Raw genomic sequence first — 17527 nt, 5'->3', positions numbered from 1 at the left:
TTATTAACCTATTAACCGAAGTTTTGCAAAAAGGGTAAATAGTTTAAAATATAGTAGCCTAATATTTGCAATTGGTTTGTTAAAATTAGTACTCCGGTTATTAAAAGTATTACACCTCCACCCTTTGTGACTAAATTAATATTCTTTTTAAAGTTTTTAGAAAACATCAAAAATCTTTGCATTAGATAACCTGATAAAATGAAAGGTATTGCTAACCCAAGTGAATAAAAACTAAGTAATATTATAGCTTTAAATACTGTTTCTTCTGTAGAGGCTAATGCAAGAATTGATCCCAAAATTGGACCAATACAAGGTGTCCATCCAAAGCCAAAAGCCATACCAATAATAAATGAAAACCAAATGTTATTATTTTTTTGAGTGTAAATCTTTTTTTCAAAATTTAAAAAATTAATATTTATAATTCCAATTAATTGTAGAGAAAATATAATAATAATTAAACCAGCAAGTATTCTTAACGTTTCTGAATTTTGTAACAATACTTGTCCCAAGTAAGAGGCAGCTGCCCCAAATATAATAAAAACAAAAGAAAAACCTAAAGTAAATAATATTAATGGTACCAAATTAATTTTTTTATTTGCAAGTAATTCATCTAAAGATGCTCCTGAAATATAAGAAATATAACCTGGTATTAAAGGTAAGACACAAGGAGATAAAAAACTAATCAACCCAGCTCCAAATGCAATTAATAACTCAATCATTCTAGCCTGTGTTCTTCATTGCGGCTGATATACCAGCTATGGAAGTCATCAACGAGTCATCTAGATATTTTTTGTTTTCGGCACTTAATCTTTGAGTTGAAATTTTTTTCATAACAATTGCTTGTATAATATGTAGCACCTCAGAATAAATATTTCTGATTATTACGGAAGATCTAAATATTTTTCTTTGTTTTAAAATTTCCACCGGTGTTATCATTTTGTTTAATTTTTTCAAATCATTAAATTGTGATCTTAGTTTTTTACCAACTAATTTAAGTTTTTTATCAGCTAATTTATCTTCATAAACTTTTGAAATTTCAGGGTCTACTTTAGTTATCACCATATCCAACATATCCATTGTAGAGTAAAAAAAAGGCCAATTTTTTTCCATGTCTATTAGTGTTTTCTTAAAATATTTTGTTGATGAATATTTTAATGCTTCAGGAGTACCCAACCATGCAGGCAAGAATAGTCTTATCTGAGTCCAAGCAAATACCCATGGTATTGCTCTTAGACTTTTGATGTTGTCTACATTTTTTCTTTTCGAGGGTCTTGATCCAATTGATAATTTTCCTAAAGCTTTGTGTGGTGTTACAGTCTTAAAATACCTTATAAAGTCAGATTTTTCATTAATATTTCCCCTATAAGATTCCATGGAAATTTCTGACATTTTTTCAATTAATCTTTTCCATTCGACTTTAGGTTCTGGTGGTGGTTTTAAAGTTGCTTGAACTACCGCACCTATATAGCTACATAAATTATATTTTGCTAAGGGTTCATACCCATATTTTTGCTGAATAACTTCACCTTGATCTGTGATTCTTATTTTTCCATTAACAGATCCAGGTGGTTGTGATCTCAAAGTTGCTTGAATTGGACCTCCACCACGTCCAGCTGAGCCACCCCTTCCATGAAAAAAAGTAATGTCAATTTTATGTTTTTTTGCTAATTTTAAAATCTCTTCTTGAAGTTTATACTGATGCCAACTTGCAGATAATTTACCTGCATCCTTACTAGAATCAGAATAACCGATCATAATTTCTTGCTTATAATTGATTGATTTTCTGTACCAAGATAATGAAAAAAGTTTAGTCATTATCGAGTTAGCATTTTTTAAATCATCTAATGTTTCAAAAAGAGGCACTACTCTTAGTTTATTTTCTATTTTAGTCTCCTTTTGAAGGTAAGCTACAGACAATATATCTGATGCTGCAGATGTCATAGAAATTACATATGCGCCTATACATTCCTTAGGCTGTTCAGCAAGCATTCTAAACGTTGTCCATACTTCTTTATTTTCTTTGTTTCTAAATTGATAATTATTTATTAAATTTTTTTTTTTTTAATTTGTGTTGATAAAAAATCTATCTTCTTGTCTTCACTCCAACTTAAATAATTAGATTTATATTTTTTTTTTATAATTTCAGATATCAATTGTGAGTGTCTTGAAGATTCTTGTCTTATATCTAATTTTGCTAAATTAATCCCAAAACATTTTGCTCTTCTCATTAAATCTAGTAAATCACCACTAGCAATATTTTCACTTTGATTTTGCTCTAAAGATTCCCGTACAATTCTCAATGGTGCTAAGATTTCTTCTTTAGTTGATAAAAGTTTTTTTTCTTCTAATGGTTTTTTATTTACAAGGTGTTCTTTAATTAAGATATGAGTTTTTCTCATCTTATCTCTTAGTGGTCTTAAAAAAACTCTATATGGATCAAAAACTTTACCAGTTTTTTTTAATATTTTTTTAGAACACTTTGACATGGATAATGACCGAAGTAACTTGGTCAACTGTTTCTCATATAGCTTTGCGGCCTCCCACCTTGATAACAACACAACCTCTTTTGTAACCATAGCTGTTACATTTGGATTGCCATCTCTATCACCACCCATCCATGAACCAAATTCAATTGGATTAAAATTTTTTGGTAAGTCTTTACCCATATTTTTAACAAAAATATCATTTAATCTTCTATATACTTTGGGTATAGTTTCCCAGAGACTATCCTCAATAACTGCCAACCCCCATCTTGCTTCATCAGAGGGTGTTGGTTTGAATCTTTTAAGCTCATCTGTATTCCATATTATTGTGACCTCATCGTATAATTTATTATCTAAATTCTTTATTTTTGATGGATATTTTTTTAGTAAATCTCTTTGTTCTAAAATTTCTACTATTCTATGGTATTTTTGTATCAAGGTACGTCTTTTAACTTCTGTTGGATGCGCAGTTAAAACAACTCCTATATTCAAGTTTTTCGCTAGATCGTAAATTTTATTGTTAGGTATTTTTTTATTTTTAAAAAGTTCTTTAAATATTTCTTCTATAAAAATATTTTTATTTTTTGGGTCTTCTTGATTATTTTCATATTCATCAAGATTTCTTGATGCATCAATTGATTCAGATAAATTTATAAAATTCATAAAATGATTAAATGCCCTTGATAACTTAAATGTGTTAATTGGGCTCAGGCCATTAATTTTTTTTATAATATTTTTAAAAGGATCTTTTGAGCTTTTTTTAAAATTATTTGCTTTAGATAACAATCTTGTTTCTTCTACTAATTTAAAAAAATTTTCACCCTCTTGTTTTTTTATAACCTTACCCAAAATATCCCCTAAGTATCTAACATCTTCTCTTAGTGACTTTGTTGGAATTCGTTCGTAATAAAGATCTCTTTTAATCATCTTTGTTTGACTATTGTTCTACATTTACAATTCTTAAAAATTTCATTTTTTATTTATCTTTTCAATTGCATTATATAAAGAGCTATGGTCAGTATTACCATGTCCATCTGCTACTAGATCTTTATACATTTCTTTAATTAAACTAGAAATAGGCAAATGAGTATCAACAGCTTTTCCAGCATTAATGATATTAGTCATATCTTTTAATTGCGTTGTAGTTTTTCCTTTTGGTGAGAAATCTTTACTAATCATTCTTTTTCCATGAGTTTGTAATATTTTACTATCAGCCCATCCTCCTGATAAGGCTTCAATCATTTTACTTGGATTAGTTCCAGATTTTTCGCATAAAGTAACTGCTTCTGCTACAGCTCCAATAGTAACACCTACAATTATTTGATTTGCTAGTTTTGAAATTTGACCAGATGTGACTGGGCCTACTAGTGTTGGGTTGCCTAATATTTTAAGAAGATCATAACATTCTTTAAATGTTTTTTCATCACCACCCACCATAATAGCTAAAGAAGCTTCTTCTGCACCAATTGTTCCGCCAGATACAGGTGCATCTAGATAGTTAATATTCTTTTCTTTTAAAATCTCAGCATATTTTTTTGTAATAATGGGATTGACAGAACTCATATCAATTACTGTGGCACTATCTTTAATGTTGGATATAAATTCATCACTACCCATTACTTTATCTACCGCAGCATCATCTGTAAGCATTGCAATAACTACATCGGAATTTGTAACAACGCCTTTGATAGATGTGGATATTTCTGCTCCAAATTCTTTTAATCTATCTGCTTTATCTTGGGATCTATTATAAGCTTTTAAATTATAACCTGATTTAAGGAGGTTTTTTGCCATGGGAAACCCCATAAGGCCAATTCCAATAAAACCAATATTCTTCATATAACTTATATATAACCTATACTATTTTCTTAACTACGCTTAATCGCTTTATAATTATTATTATATCTTAAAGGATTTTGGCTGAATTCCCTTAATATTTGTTTTTATCTTAAATAAAGAGCCTGAAAATTTATATTTTTTAATTTCATTTTTACTCATACCTTTTAAGGCAGTTGATACAAAAATATCATTATTATTCAATCCGCCAAAAATACAATTTGTGATATTTTTTGCTGGTAAGTCAATTTTATGAATATTTTTACCTTTTGAATTGTAAACGGAAATACACGCTCCACCAAAATGACAAACCCAAATATTTTTTTTTGAGTCAATCGTCATTCCATCAGGTGAACCATCCTTTTTAGAAAATTTTAAAAATTTTGTTTTTTTAACTATTTTATATTTTTTATTTATTTTAATCTTATAAATTGTTTTACTACGACTATCAGTGTGTAAGAAATTTTTAGCATTGATAAAAGCTGGTCCATTTGTAATGTAATATTTTGTATCCACTTTATGAATATTAAGTTTTTTGTCTAAACAATATAAAGATCCATTTTTAATGGATCTCTCAGGGTTATCCATAGTTCCAAACCACAGTCTACCTTTAGGGTCTACCTTTCCATCATTTATTCTATTTAAAGGTATATCTTCTTCAATTGGAATAGATCTAATAGTTTCTTTATTTTTAAGATTAATAATTCTAAGCTCTGATTGTAAACCAAGTATAAAAATATCTTTTTTAATATGAGCAAGAAACCCAATTTCTTTATCTACTTTAATAATTTTTTTTTTATTAGTTTTTATATTTAAAGTTAAAATTTTTTTTTTCTTAATATCAACAAAGTAAATTGAATTATGTGATGGCACCCATAGAGTGCCCTCACCTAATATTGCTTTTGAATTCCAGATAACTTTAGGCTCTGAAGTTATGATATTCAAATTATTCTGCTACAACTTTTGAGTTTTGTTCACCTAAATTATCAATCGACAATCTAATTGTGTCACCTACTTTTAAAAATACTTGAGGTTTTTTTCCCATACCCACTCCTGGAGGTGTTCCAGTTGTAATAATGTCACCTGCTTGTAATGTCATAAACTTACTTAAATATGAAACTATAAAGAACACATTAAATATCATCTTATCTGTATTTCCAGTTTGCATTCTTTGTCCATTAACATCCAAGCTTAAATTAAGACTGTTGATGTTAGAAATTTCACTTTTAGTGACCAAATATGGTCCAATTGGTCCATATGTATCATGTGATTTTCCTTTAACCCACTGACCCATCTTTTTAAGTTGCCACTCTCTTTCACTCACATCGTTTACTAAACAATATCCAAGAATGTGACTTTCAGCATCTTTTTCATCAATGTTTTTAGCATCTTTTCCAATAACTATTCCCAATTCAACTTCCCAATCAAGTTCTTTTGAATCTTTTGAAATTTCAATATCATCATTTGGACCATTAATTGAACTTGTTGCTTTCATAAATACAATGGGTTCTGATGGAGAATCCATACCAGACTCTGCTGCATGATCAGAATAATTCAAACCAATTGCTACAAACTTTCCAGGTTTATTAATACAAGCACCTATTCTTTCAGAATTTGAAATTTCAGGTAAGTTTTCTAAATCTATACTTTCTAATTTTTTAATAGTTTCAAAATTTACAGTATCTGAATTTAAATCAGTAATATGAGAACTTAAATCTCTGATTTTTCCATTTTTATCTAATGCTGCTGGTTTTTCTTTTCCTTTAACGCCTACTCTTAATAATTTCATAATTATTCCTTTTTGATTGATTAAATTGAAACTCCACCATCGACTGAAAAAGTATTTCCTGTTGTAAATGTGGATTCGTCACTAGCTAAATATATTGCCATAGCAGCAATTTCTTCAGCTGTACCAAGTCTACCCATTGGCTGTCTTGCTATAAAATCCTTTTTAGTTTGCACTGGGTCTGGACTTTGATTAACTCTGTCTTGCCATGATGGTGAGAACACTGTTCCAGGTGCAATAGAATTACATCTAATGTTTTGTTTTACAAAATCAGCTGCTATTGATTTCGTTAAACCTATAACTGCTGCTTTTGTTGTTCCATATACAAATCTGTTTGGGAATCCTTTTAGACTTGAAACACAAGATGAGACATTAATTATGCTGCCAATTTTCTGTCTAACCATTAAGGGTAAAATTGCCTTACACATAAAATACATAGCTTTTATATTCACATCAAAAGAAAAGTTCCAATCTTTTTCTTCACAATCTAAAATAGTTCCATGATGAACGAAGCCCACTGCATTAAATAACACATCAACTTTATCTATATCTTTTATAAACTCCAAAATAGCGTTGTTGTCTGTTGAGTCTAGAGTGTGAACTTTAATTTTAGGATATTCTTTATTTAATTCAGCTAAAGTTTTATCATTTAAATCTGTTGCAGTTACATTTGCACCTTCACTATGAAATGCTATAGCAGTTGCTTTACCAATTCCCTGGCCTGCAGCTGTTACAATAATATTTTTACCTTCTAGTCTATTGCTCATGTTTTTCCTTTTTTTAATGTGAATGCCTAGGCATCCCTTTTGTGTTTGTTATATCTAAATATAAAGATTCTGTCTCTAAACAAGCCCCAGTTTCTAATTGACCCACCATTTTTCTAGAAATTTCCTGCCATGGTGTTTGGTTTATTAATACTGGGATCTTTGTATTTTTTTTTCTGTCAGCAATCTCTGTCTCTGATATTAATAAATCTATCCTTCTATTATTAAGATCAATCTTAATTTTATCTCCTGTTTGAACTATCAGTAAATCACCACCAATGGCCGATTCTGGTGAAACATTAAGTATAGATGGACTTTCAGAGGTACCACTTTGTCTTCCATCTCCTAATGTTGGAAGAGTATTAATACCCTTTTTCAACAATCTATCTGGTGGCTGCATATTCACAACTTCTGCTGATCCAGGATATCCAACAGGTCCACAACCTCTAATCATTAAAATTGAATTTTCATCTATATTTAACTTTTCGTCATTTATTCTTGCGTGATAATCTTCCGGACCCTCAAATATTACAGCATTAGCTTCAAACACATTTTTATTTTTAGGGTCTGATAAGTATCTTTTTCTAAACTCCTCGCTAATAACTGATGTTTTCATAACAGCAGAACTGAAAAAATTACTTCTCATAACAATATAACCTGCATTTTCTACTAATGGATTTGCAAATGATTTGATAACATCTGTATCAACATCTATTTTAATCTTTAAATTCTCTTCTACAGTTTTCCCAGATACTGTAAGTACATTTTTATGTAATTTATTATTTTTTAATAACTCTTGCATAATAGCTGGAATACCACCAGCGCTGTGAAATCTTTCCATCAAATGTTCTCCAGCAGGCTGACAATTTACTAGCAAGGGTATATCGTGACCTAGTGTTTGCCAATTTTCTATATCTAATTCTAAACCCATATGTCTTGCAATAGCAGTAAGATGTGGAGGACAGTTGCTTGATGCACCGATGGCACTTGCAACTAAGATTGCATTTTCAAATGCTTCTTTGGTCATAATTTTTGAAGGGGTTAAATCTTCATGAACCATATCAACAATTCTTTTTCCTGTTTCAAATGAGATTTGTGATCTCTCTCTATATGGGGCGGGTATGACCGCACAACCTGTTAAAGACATTCCCAAAGCTTCTGCTATAGAATTCATAGATGAAGCAGTTCCCATTGTATTACAATGACCTATACTTGGTGCTGATGCTGCAACCATATCCATAAATTCATCATAAGTAATTTCACCTTTTGCATACAGCCTTCTACCTTCCCAAACTACAGTTCCTGAACCAACTTTTTTTCCTTTAAAATTTCCATCAAGCATTGGACCACCTGATAAAACTATAGCAGGAATATTTACAGTTGCCGCAGCCATTAAGGCTGCAGGTGTTGTCTTATCACAGCCAGTTGTTAAAATTACTCCATCAATAGGATAGCCAAATAAAACTTCTACTAAAGATAAGTAAGATAAATTTCTATCCAAACCTGCTGTGGGCCTCTTGCCCGTTTCTTGAATTGGGTGTGTTGGAAATTCAATGGGTATTCCTCCAGCTTGTCTGATCCCATCCTTAATTCTACTACTTAGTTCTAGAAAATGTCTATTACATGGTGATAAGTCACTACCCGATTGTGCAATTCCAATTATAGGCTTTCCAGATTGCAGTTCATGCCTTGTCATTCCATAGTTTAAATATCTTTCCAGATATAAAGCTGTAAGAGCTGGATCATTTGGATTATCAAACCATTGTTTGCTTCTTAATTCTTTTTTTTTCATTTTAAACTATTCCACCATCTACAATAAAATTTTGTTTTGTACATCCTGATGATTGGTTAGATCCAAGAAAGAGTATCATTGTAGCTACATCCTTTGGTTTCAATTGTCTTTTTAAAGCTTGTTTTTCCAAAATGAGCTTCTTATATTTTGGCGTTAACCAGTGTTTTATCTGTCTTTCTGTTGCAATAGAGCCAGGAGTAACTGAATTAACTCTAATATTATACTTACCAAATTCTTGTGCAAATGATCTTGTTAAACCCATAACCGCAGATTTTGCAGTCTCATAAACAACTTTATCTCCCTCTCCCAACATCCAAGAAACAGAGCTAAGGTTTATAATTGAACCACCTTTATTTTTAATCATACCTTTTACTACTGATTGGGATGCAAAAAAATAATGTTTTAAATTGATGTTCATTCTATTTTCCCAGTATTTTTCATCAACTTGGTCTGTCATATGTCTATTGTCGTTAGCTGCACTATTTACCAAAATATCAATTGGTCCTTTAGTTTTTATAATCTTTTTAATTATGTTTTGTAGTTTCTTAATATTTACTACATTACATTCAATAAAAGTTGGAAGTTTTAATTTTTTATTTTTAATATTTTTTAGCAATTTATTTGATTCTTTAATATCTATATCAATAAAAAAAACTTCTGCTCCTTGTTCACAAAAATGTTCAACTATAGAGGCACCAATACCAGAGCCTCCTCCAGTAATAAAAACACTTTTATTTTTTAAATCATCGTAAATAGCTGTCATTTTATATCCTTTTTTTTGACTGTTTATCAAATAAAGAAATTTGAGATGTATCAATATTTAACTTTAAATCTTTATTTATTTCTATATCGAATGTGGAAGAAAATTTACCTAGAACTTGTTGACCTAAATAATCAAATGTTACTATTTGTTCATGACCTGTATATTCTAATAGCTCTGATTTTAAACTGATCTCAAAACAATCAGGATTAATTTTTTCAAAATAAATATGCTCTGGTCTAATTCCTAAATAAGCTGATACTTCATTGCCATCAAATTTATTTTTAAAAGAATAATTTCCAACTGGTATTTTAACACTATCATTTGAACCATTTGGCATAAAAATAATATCATTGTTATCTTTTGTTAACTTACCTTGAACTAAATTCATTGATGGAGATCCAATAAAATCTGCAACAAAAATACTTTCTGGCTTATTGTAAATATTTTTAGGAGTGTCACATTGTTGGATTAAACCATGGTCCATGATTGCAATATTTGTACCTAAGCTCATTGCCTCAGTTTGATCATGAGTAACATAAACTATAGTTGTACCAAGTTTTTGATGCAGTTTTTTAATTTCTCTTCGCATTTCAACTCTTAATTTTGCGTCAAGATTTGATAACGGTTCATCAAATAAAAAAATTTTAGGATCTCTTACTAATGCTCTACCCATTGCAACACGTTGACGTTGACCACCAGATAATTGAGATGGTTTTCTGTCTAATAGTTGAGTTATTTGCAATAAATTAGAAACATCATCTAATGCTTTTGCTATTTTTTCTTTTGGGGTTTTTCTTTGCTCTAAACCAAATGTTACATTCTTTCTAACAGTCATTGCTGGATAAAGAGCGTAAGACTGGAACACCAAAGCAATATCTCTGTCACTTGGCTCCATATTATTCACAATATGATCGTCTATTAAAATATCCCCACTATTAGAGGTTTCTAGACCAGCTATAGTGTTTAATAATGTAGATTTTCCACAGCCAGATGGTCCTAAGAGCACAAGAAATTCACCATGTTTAATATCTAGGTTAATACCCTTTAAAACTTCCGTTTTTCCAAAATTTTTATTTATGTCATTAATTTTTAAAGTTGCCATATTATCCTTTCACTGATCCAGCTGTTAGTCCTTTGATAAAATAATTTCCAGCAAGAATATAAACTATTAATGTTGGAATTCCCGTAATGATTGCTGCCGCCATATCTACGTTGTATCTTTTGACAGCCGTGCCTGTTAAAACCAAGTTATTAAGAGCAACTTGAATTGGTGCAGATTCACCAAATGAAAAAGTAGCACCAAATAAAAAATCATTCCACACTTGTGTAAATTGCCAAATAACAGTTACAACTATTATTGGTATAGAAATTGGTAAAATGATTTTAAAAAATATTTTAAAAAAACCAGCACCATCTATTCTTGCAGCTCTTACCATTTCATCTGAAATTGATACATAGTAATTTCTGCAAAATAAAGTTGTAAAACAAATTCCATAAACAACATGAACTAGTATTAGTCCATTTATTGAATTTGAAATTCCAAGGACACCCAATGTTCTAGCCATCGGTAACAAAATTGCCTGGTATGGAATAAATGTGCCAAATAAAAATAATAGAAAGACATATGAATCTCCTTTAAATCTCCATTTTGTTAAAGCATAACCGTTAATAGCACCAAGTAGAGTTGATATAACAACAGCAGGGACTACTAGTTTTATTGAGTTCCAAAAATAAGGTTTAAGAAAAACGTCACCCCCTGTATAGCCTGTTCCATCCCACGCTTGTTTCCAGGCATCAAATTTTAAAGAACTAGGTAATGAAAATAAGTTTCCCTGTCTAATTTCAGGCATTGTTTTAAATGAAGTTACAATCATAACATAAAGTGGAGTTAAATAATAAATGACGAAAACTCCCAATATAAAATATAAAATCCATCTATAGATTGTATTTTTTCTTTTAGAATTTGCTTCTAATTTATTTAGTTTTAAAGTTTCTTTATCTTGCATCTTCCCTCTTCAGTTCTGAATATAAATATGGCACAACAATTGCTGATACTGTTAAAAACATCATGATAGCACTTGCGGATGCTAATCCAACTTCGCTTCTATGAAAAGCCATAGTCGTCATAAATACTGCTGGCATATCAGAGGAAATTCCTGGCCCACCTGAGGTTAGTGCTATAATCAAATCATAACTCTTAATTGATAAGTGTACCAAAATTACTATTGCACTCATGAAAACTGGTCTCATCATTGGAAGAATAATTTTACTATAAATTGAAAATATTCCTGCTCCATCAATTTTCGCAGCTTTTATAATTTCATCATCAACAGATCTTAGACCTGCTAAAAAAATTGCCATTATAAATCCAGATGATTGCCACACACCAGCTATTACTATTGTGTATATTGACATCTCAGGTGTTACCAACCAATCAAATTTAAAGGTCTCAAAACCCATATCGTGTGCAAATTTTTCAATGCCTAGTGTTGGATTTAGAACCCATTTCCAAGCAGTCCCCGTTACAATAAATGATAAAGCCATAGGATATAAATAAATTGTTCTTAGAAAACCCTCAGCTCTAATCTTTTGATCAAGTAAAATTGAAAGAAGAATTCCAATAGCAATGCATAGAATAATAAATAAAACTGTAAATATAAGTAAATTTTCTACTGCTACGTGCCATCTTGGCATTTTCCACAGTCTGATATACTGGTCTATTCCCCAAAGTTCATATCTTGGCAACATCTTGGACTTAGTAAAAGAGATGTATATCGTCCAAAAAATGAAGCCATAGACAAACCATGACAAAATTCCAAGTGATGGAGTTAAAACTAATTTAGGTAAATTTTTTTTTAACCAAAACATATTTTATAATTAAATCTGCGCTATCATTTTCATGACAGCGCAAATCTTAATATACTTTTTTTATTAAAGTGAAGCCTTAACTGCTGCTGCTAATTTTTTTGCAGCGTCAGACGAAGACATTGTTGAGTTGAAATGCTCAGTAACCACATCTTGAATTGCACCTTTTTGTGCAAGTTTTAATGCCATACCATGAGCAAAACTTGGAAGTAATCCACCTTTAGAAGCTGCAGTTTTTAAGTCTGCGTTTGATTTTTTAGCACACATATCAAACTCATCCATAGAAACGTCTAATCTTGCAGGTATCGAACCTTTATAGATGTTGAAAACTTTTTGGAAGTTTTTTCCCATCATTAAACTAGCAAGTAGTTTTTGACCTTCAACTTTTTCTTTACCTTTTACTTTAAAAAAAATAAATGAATCTACATTGTAAAGATATCCATTGTTAGATGGAGTTGGTGCACAGATATAATCTTTTCCTGGCGCCTGGTTGTTAGCAGAAAACTCACCTTTTGCCCAGTCACCCATGATTTGAAAAGCAGCTTTGCCTTCCATTACCATACCAGTAGCTATGTTCCAGTCTCTTCCTGGAGAACCAGCATCTGTGTAACCTTTAAGTTTTCTCATTTGGTCAAATACTTTAGCCATAGTTGATCCACCTAAAGTAGCAGGATCTAATTCTACAAAAGCTTTTCTGTAAAAATCATTTCCACCAATACCAAGAGCTACAGCTTCAAATACTGTTGCATCTTGCCAAGGCTGACTACCATGAGCTAAAGGAATAATTCCTTTTGCTTGTAGCTTATCTGCAGCAGCATTAAACTCTGCCCAAGTAGAAGGCATTTTAATACCATTTGAATCTAAAACTTTTTTATTAGCCCAGATCCAATCAATTCTGTGAATATTTACAGGTGCAGCACAATATGCTTTACCATCATCACATTTCATATGATCAGCAACTTGTTTACTTAAAAGATTGTCCCAACCTTCTTTTTGTGCAACAGCATCGATATTATAAGGTGCAACTACACCTTCTTCATCATACTCTTGAATTGTAGGACCTTTAATTTGTGCTGCTGCTGGAGCGTCGTTAGCAACTATTCTAGCTTTTAGTGTTTGCATTGCTGCATCTCCACCACCACCTGAAACGGGCATGTCTAACCATACTCCATTTTGTGCAGCGAAATCATCTTGTAATACTTTTAAAGCTTTTGCTTCACCGCCACCTGTCCACCAGTGCAATACCTCAGCTTTAGGTGCTGCAAATGAAACACTTGGAGTAAGAGCTAGAGCTATTAAAGCAACTATCAGTTTCTTCATTTTCATTTTATTTTCCTCTTGTTAGTTAATAAAATTAATTGATTAATTAATTTAAAAAATTAACTTATAAAGAAAACAAAAAAACCTAAACAAAAAACTTTTATTACAACCTAGAATTGATTTAATTATTTTTAAAATAATGCCTGTTTTATATCAATTAAAAATTTTATAAAAAAAAGTTTTTCACTTTTTAATGGATATAAAAATTTAATAACTTGATTTTCTGCCCAATCTTGCCGCACCCCTTACACCACTAGCATCACCATACTTGGGTTTTAAAAAAACACCCTCGTATTCTTTTCCTATAACATATTTTTTAGTTAAACTTTCTATCTCATCAAAAAAATCTATTTCATTTGTAACACCGCCACCAAATATAAAAACATCTGGATCAAGAATGTTAACTATAACTGCTAAAGACATTGCAAGATTAATTTTAAATTCCTCTATCATCTTTTCTGCATCTAATTCATGTCTTCTATAAAGTTCAAATATCTCATTTGCCTTTAAGTTTTTTTTATACTTCTTGTTAAATCTTTTAGCTATTCCCAGCCCTGATACAAAACTTTCAACCTCAACATCTCTTAAATTTAATGTCTTAAGCTCCTCTTTTTGTGCAGCCATATATGGTAATTGATTATGACCCCATTCACCTGCAACTCCATTGGGTCCTGAAACAATTTGTCTATCAATAACTAAACCACCTCCTGCTCCAGACCCAAGTATAATTCCATAAACAATTTTATAATGCTTACCAGCTCCGTCAATTGCTTCTGAAAGAGCAAAACAATTTCCATCATTTTCACAAAAAACTTCTCTATTTAAAGCTTCACGGAGAGTTTTTTGAAAAGGTTGTTTTTCAATCCAGATACAGTTAGGTGCATTTTTAACCAGTCCTGTTTGTGGAGAATGAACACCTGGATGACATACACCAACTGGCAATTTTTGATTGTGCTTTTTTTCTAATTCATTAACTACATCTTTTATGATTTGTATTATTGAAATAAAATCTTTTGGACAATCTCTTCTACTTCTGTCAATTTCCTCGCCATTATCTTTTAAAATAACGCTTTCTATTTTTGTGGCACCTACATCAAATCCAATTTGCATAAATGAAAAATATACTTAAAGAATTAGATTTTCAATCTTTAAAATAAAGATTAAAAAATCTAATGATTTTTATAAATTGACATATAAAGTTTTAAAGTTACTCCAAACAATATAAACGAGCCTCCAATAAATACATTTATAGATGGAATATCGTTAATAAATATGAAAGCCCATGCAGGACCCATCAATGCCTCTAACAACATAACAAGTCCTATTATAGAAGAAGATATATATCTTGAGGCAATTATTAAGAGTATAAAAGGTAATCCAGTTTGAAATATTCCTGCAATTATTGATAAAAAAAGATCGTGCTTAGAAATCATGATATATTCAGAAGCAAATAAAGCATATATCATTACAAAAATTGACCCTATTATGCCTGATAGAGTGAGATCGCAATTTGGAAATTTTTTGACAAACACAACCACTCCTGCAAAACACAATGGTATAGCTAAAGCAATTATGTTTCCTTTTAAGTCACCGACATATAAAGAGTTTAAAAATATTATAACTATTCCTATTAACGCTATTATTATTGAAATTATTGTGATTAAATTTATTTTTTCTTTTAAGAAAATAAAGCTAAATATAGTCAAAAAAATCACCTGAGATGTGTTTATAAAATTAACATTTGCAACACTAGTATTTAACATTGAATAAACGAAGCCCACAAATCCAAAGAATAAACCACATCCCATTATTAGAGAGACAATGCTTGACTTTATTAATACCTTAAAAATATCTTTTTTATATTTTGTTAATAAAAAAAAAAATATCGTTATACTAAAAAAGAATTGCCGCCAAAAAAGTATTTGCCATGGATTTTCTGTTTCAAAAGATTTCACAGTTAAACCACCAAAACTTACAAGAAAAACACCTAAAAAAATAATCGATATACCAAAAAAATTTTCATTTTTTTTCAACTTCTTATTTATTCATCCAATTTGGCAAAAATAAAGCTATGTCTGGATACATAATAACTATAGTGATGGCCAAAATTTGAAGTAACATAAATGGCAACACACCTTTAAAGATATCAAGAATACTTATCTCAGGTGGCGCTACACTTTTTATATAAAAACATGCAGGTCCAAATGGAGGTGATACAAATGAAACTTGCATATTTAGACTAAAAAGAACTCCATACCAAATAGGACTAAAACCAAGCTGAATTATAATTGGAACAAAAATTGGTGATGTGAGTAATAAAATACCTATCCAATCCATAAACATTCCTAAAATTACCAAAATCCCCATCATAGTTAACACTATTCCAAGTGGTTCAAATGGCAAACCTAACACCATACTTTTTAAATATGCTGTTGCACCCATTATACTAAATACTCCGATCAAACTTGTTGATCCCATAGTTAGCCAAAATAATCTTCCCGTGACACTTAATGTGTATGACAAGCAGTCTTTTAAAAATTTAAAATTTACTTTTTTTCTTTTTATGCCAATTAATAATGCTGCTAATGCTCCTGTCGCTGCAGTTTCAGTTACAGTAGCGATACCACCATATATGCTTACCATTATCCATAAAGCTATAAGGCCAGGTGCTAATAATTTTTTTAAAAGTTTTATTCTTTCATTTAAAGGAGGTATATCTTCCTTTTTTCTTGGAGGACCTTTTGAAGGATCTAAATAACATCTTACAATAATGTAAATTATATAAAACGATGCTAGCATAAACCCTGGAATGAAAGATGCTAAAAATAAATCTCCAGTTGGCACACCTGCTTCTAAAGCGAAGAAGATTAAGATTATTGAAGGTGGTATCATTGTACCTAAACCGCCTCCAACACATATTAGTCCAACAGACAAATGTTTGTCATAGTTAAGTCTTAAAAGTTGTGGTAGCGCAACCAATCCTAACATTAATAACTCCCCTCCAGCAATACCGGTAATGGCTGCCAAAAAAATGGCAGCAACCATAGTTTGAACACCCACACTACCAGGTATAGAGTTTCCCCAGACTGACATGGCTTCAAACAAATCTTCGGCAATTCCAGCTTTTTCCATAAATGTTGACATTAAGATAAACAAGGGGACAGCAACCAATGTATACTCTGTGATTAATGAATACATTCTTGAAGCTAATAGTGGCAATGCATGTGGTCCAATAAAGACAACAGCGCCTACAGCCGCAATAGAGATGGTTACAAATGCTAAGGGCAAGCCCAACATCATCAAAAAGATCATTGATCCAAGCATTATTAGAGTAGCTGTTTCGACTGGAATTGGCATTTTATTTATATTTTATCATCTTCTTTTAAAAAATTAATCATATTTACTATAAATTGAAATCCCATTATAAGAGCAGCAATTCCTACCATAGGCTTAACTAATGCCGGACCGTAAGAGTCCATTCCTGTGCCACTAGTTTCACCATTTAATAGTGCTGCCCACCCCCAAGGTAGACATGCATAGGATACTACAAAACAAACTATGCAAGCAAATAAAATATTAAAAACTTTAATAATTTTTTGAATTTTTTTTGGGAGTTGATCTAATATAGTAGTAATAGAAATATGTGTTTGTTCTTTTGTAACATAAGGACCCGCCATACAAATTGCAGCACCTGACAAATATATACAAGTTTCAAAAACCCAATCTGTTGGGTTGTTAAAAATATATCTCATGAAAACTTCATAAGTTGTAAAAAAAACAATAAACAAATAAAAAGTAGATGCAAAATCACCTATCGTTTGGGAAATAAAATTAATAAAGTTAATTGGGTATTTTAAAAGATTCATTTAAGAGGTTAATTACAGCAGCCAATAATATATTTATTGGCTGCTGTATACG

General features: G+C 30.9%; 15 protein-coding genes and 1 pseudogene. All 16 read right to left on the bottom strand.

Going from position 1 to position 17527, the window contains the following annotated elements; translation table 11 throughout:
- Window positions 1–11: 11 nt before the first annotated feature.
- A complete protein-coding gene (locus ABXT53_RS02095) occupies window positions 12–719 on the bottom strand; it encodes a cytochrome c biogenesis CcdA family protein (protein WP_415291014.1) in 708 nt (235 codons plus the stop codon).
- Between the two features lies 1 nt (window position 720).
- Window positions 721–3410: pseudogene (ppc, locus tag ABXT53_RS02090) on the bottom strand (phosphoenolpyruvate carboxylase).
- A 42-nt stretch (window positions 3411–3452) separates the two neighbouring features.
- Window positions 3453–4322: an NAD(P)-dependent oxidoreductase gene (locus ABXT53_RS02085; protein WP_415291013.1), complete on the bottom strand. Its 870-nt coding sequence runs from the start codon at window positions 4320–4322 to the stop codon at window positions 3453–3455.
- A 60-nt stretch (window positions 4323–4382) separates the two neighbouring features.
- Window positions 4383–5264: an SMP-30/gluconolactonase/LRE family protein gene (locus tag ABXT53_RS02080; protein WP_415291012.1), complete on the bottom strand. Its 882-nt coding sequence runs from the start codon at window positions 5262–5264 to the stop codon at window positions 4383–4385.
- A 1-nt stretch (window position 5265) separates the two neighbouring features.
- Window positions 5266–6108 carry a fumarylacetoacetate hydrolase family protein gene (locus ABXT53_RS02075; protein WP_415291011.1) on the bottom strand — a complete coding sequence of 281 codons (843 nt, stop codon included), beginning with the start codon at window positions 6106–6108 and terminating at the stop codon, window positions 5266–5268.
- Between the two features lie 20 nt (window positions 6109–6128).
- A complete protein-coding gene (locus ABXT53_RS02070; RefSeq protein ID WP_415291010.1) occupies window positions 6129–6872 on the bottom strand; it encodes an SDR family oxidoreductase in 744 nt (247 codons plus the stop codon).
- 13 nt (window positions 6873–6885) lie between these two features.
- Entirely contained in the window at window positions 6886–8661 is a 1776-nt protein-coding gene (locus tag ABXT53_RS02065) for an IlvD/Edd family dehydratase (RefSeq protein WP_415291009.1), read from the bottom strand.
- Window position 8662: 1 nt separating this feature from the next.
- Window positions 8663–9424 carry an SDR family NAD(P)-dependent oxidoreductase gene (locus ABXT53_RS02060; RefSeq protein WP_415291008.1) on the bottom strand — a complete coding sequence of 254 codons (762 nt, stop codon included), beginning with the start codon at window positions 9422–9424 and terminating at the stop codon, window positions 8663–8665.
- Window position 9425: 1 nt separating this feature from the next.
- Window positions 9426–10526, bottom strand: coding sequence for an ABC transporter ATP-binding protein (locus ABXT53_RS02055; RefSeq protein WP_415291007.1), 1101 nt, complete (start codon window positions 10524–10526; stop codon window positions 9426–9428).
- 1 nt (window position 10527) lies between these two features.
- On the bottom strand, window positions 10528–11430 hold the full coding sequence (locus tag ABXT53_RS02050; protein ID WP_415286809.1) for a carbohydrate ABC transporter permease: 903 nt from the start codon (window positions 11428–11430) through the stop codon (window positions 10528–10530).
- Entirely contained in the window at window positions 11420–12292 is an 873-nt protein-coding gene (locus ABXT53_RS02045; RefSeq protein WP_415286808.1) for a carbohydrate ABC transporter permease, read from the bottom strand. The genes ABXT53_RS02050 and ABXT53_RS02045 overlap by 11 nt, the downstream gene beginning before the upstream one ends.
- A 63-nt stretch (window positions 12293–12355) precedes the next feature.
- On the bottom strand, window positions 12356–13615 hold the full coding sequence (locus tag ABXT53_RS02040) for an ABC transporter substrate-binding protein (RefSeq protein WP_415291006.1): 1260 nt from the start codon (window positions 13613–13615) through the stop codon (window positions 12356–12358).
- A gap of 201 nt (window positions 13616–13816) precedes the next feature.
- Window positions 13817–14719 carry an ROK family protein gene (locus ABXT53_RS02035; RefSeq protein WP_415291005.1) on the bottom strand — a complete coding sequence of 301 codons (903 nt, stop codon included), beginning with the start codon at window positions 14717–14719 and terminating at the stop codon, window positions 13817–13819.
- 59 nt (window positions 14720–14778) lie between these two features.
- Entirely contained in the window at window positions 14779–15642 is an 864-nt protein-coding gene (locus tag ABXT53_RS02030) for a DMT family transporter (protein WP_415291004.1), read from the bottom strand.
- A 4-nt stretch (window positions 15643–15646) separates the two neighbouring features.
- Window positions 15647–16966, bottom strand: coding sequence for a TRAP transporter large permease (locus tag ABXT53_RS02025; RefSeq protein ID WP_415291003.1), 1320 nt, complete (start codon window positions 16964–16966; stop codon window positions 15647–15649).
- A 5-nt stretch (window positions 16967–16971) separates the two neighbouring features.
- Window positions 16972–17475, bottom strand: coding sequence for a TRAP transporter small permease subunit (locus ABXT53_RS02020; protein ID WP_415291002.1), 504 nt, complete (start codon window positions 17473–17475; stop codon window positions 16972–16974).
- Window positions 17476–17527: the final 52 nt, after the last annotated feature.

Origin of the sequence: Candidatus Pelagibacter sp. Uisw_136, from assembly GCF_047720275.1 — a bacterium.
Classification (GTDB): Bacteria; Pseudomonadota; Alphaproteobacteria; order Pelagibacterales; family Pelagibacteraceae; genus Pelagibacter.
Note: the sequence above shows the minus strand (reverse complement) of the source record. Positions and strands in the feature narration are given on the sequence as shown.

Coding starts and splice junctions, on each gene's coding strand:
- ABXT53_RS02035 (WP_415291005.1), bottom strand. CDS start 14,719: ATGCAAATTGGATTTGATGTAGGTGCCACAAAAATAGAAAGCGTTATT.
- ABXT53_RS02060 (WP_415291008.1), bottom strand. CDS start 9,424: ATGACAGCTATTTACGATGATTTAAAAAATAAAAGTGTTTTTATTACT.
- ABXT53_RS02025 (WP_415291003.1), bottom strand. CDS start 16,966: ATGCCAATTCCAGTCGAAACAGCTACTCTAATAATGCTTGGATCAATG.
- ABXT53_RS02075 (WP_415291011.1), bottom strand. CDS start 6,108: ATGAAATTATTAAGAGTAGGCGTTAAAGGAAAAGAAAAACCAGCAGCA.
- ABXT53_RS02085 (WP_415291013.1), bottom strand. CDS start 4,322: ATGAAGAATATTGGTTTTATTGGAATTGGCCTTATGGGGTTTCCCATG.
- ABXT53_RS02040 (WP_415291006.1), bottom strand. CDS start 13,615: ATGAAAATGAAGAAACTGATAGTTGCTTTAATAGCTCTAGCTCTTACT.
- ABXT53_RS02055 (WP_415291007.1), bottom strand. CDS start 10,526: ATGGCAACTTTAAAAATTAATGACATAAATAAAAATTTTGGAAAAACG.
- ABXT53_RS02070 (WP_415291010.1), bottom strand. CDS start 6,872: ATGAGCAATAGACTAGAAGGTAAAAATATTATTGTAACAGCTGCAGGC.
- ABXT53_RS02045 (WP_415286808.1), bottom strand. CDS start 12,292: ATGTTTTGGTTAAAAAAAAATTTACCTAAATTAGTTTTAACTCCATCA.
- ABXT53_RS02050 (WP_415286809.1), bottom strand. CDS start 11,430: ATGCAAGATAAAGAAACTTTAAAACTAAATAAATTAGAAGCAAATTCT.
- ABXT53_RS02020 (WP_415291002.1), bottom strand. CDS start 17,475: ATGAATCTTTTAAAATACCCAATTAACTTTATTAATTTTATTTCCCAA.
- ABXT53_RS02095 (WP_415291014.1), bottom strand. CDS start 719: ATGATTGAGTTATTAATTGCATTTGGAGCTGGGTTGATTAGTTTTTTA.
- ABXT53_RS02065 (WP_415291009.1), bottom strand. CDS start 8,661: ATGAAAAAAAAAGAATTAAGAAGCAAACAATGGTTTGATAATCCAAAT.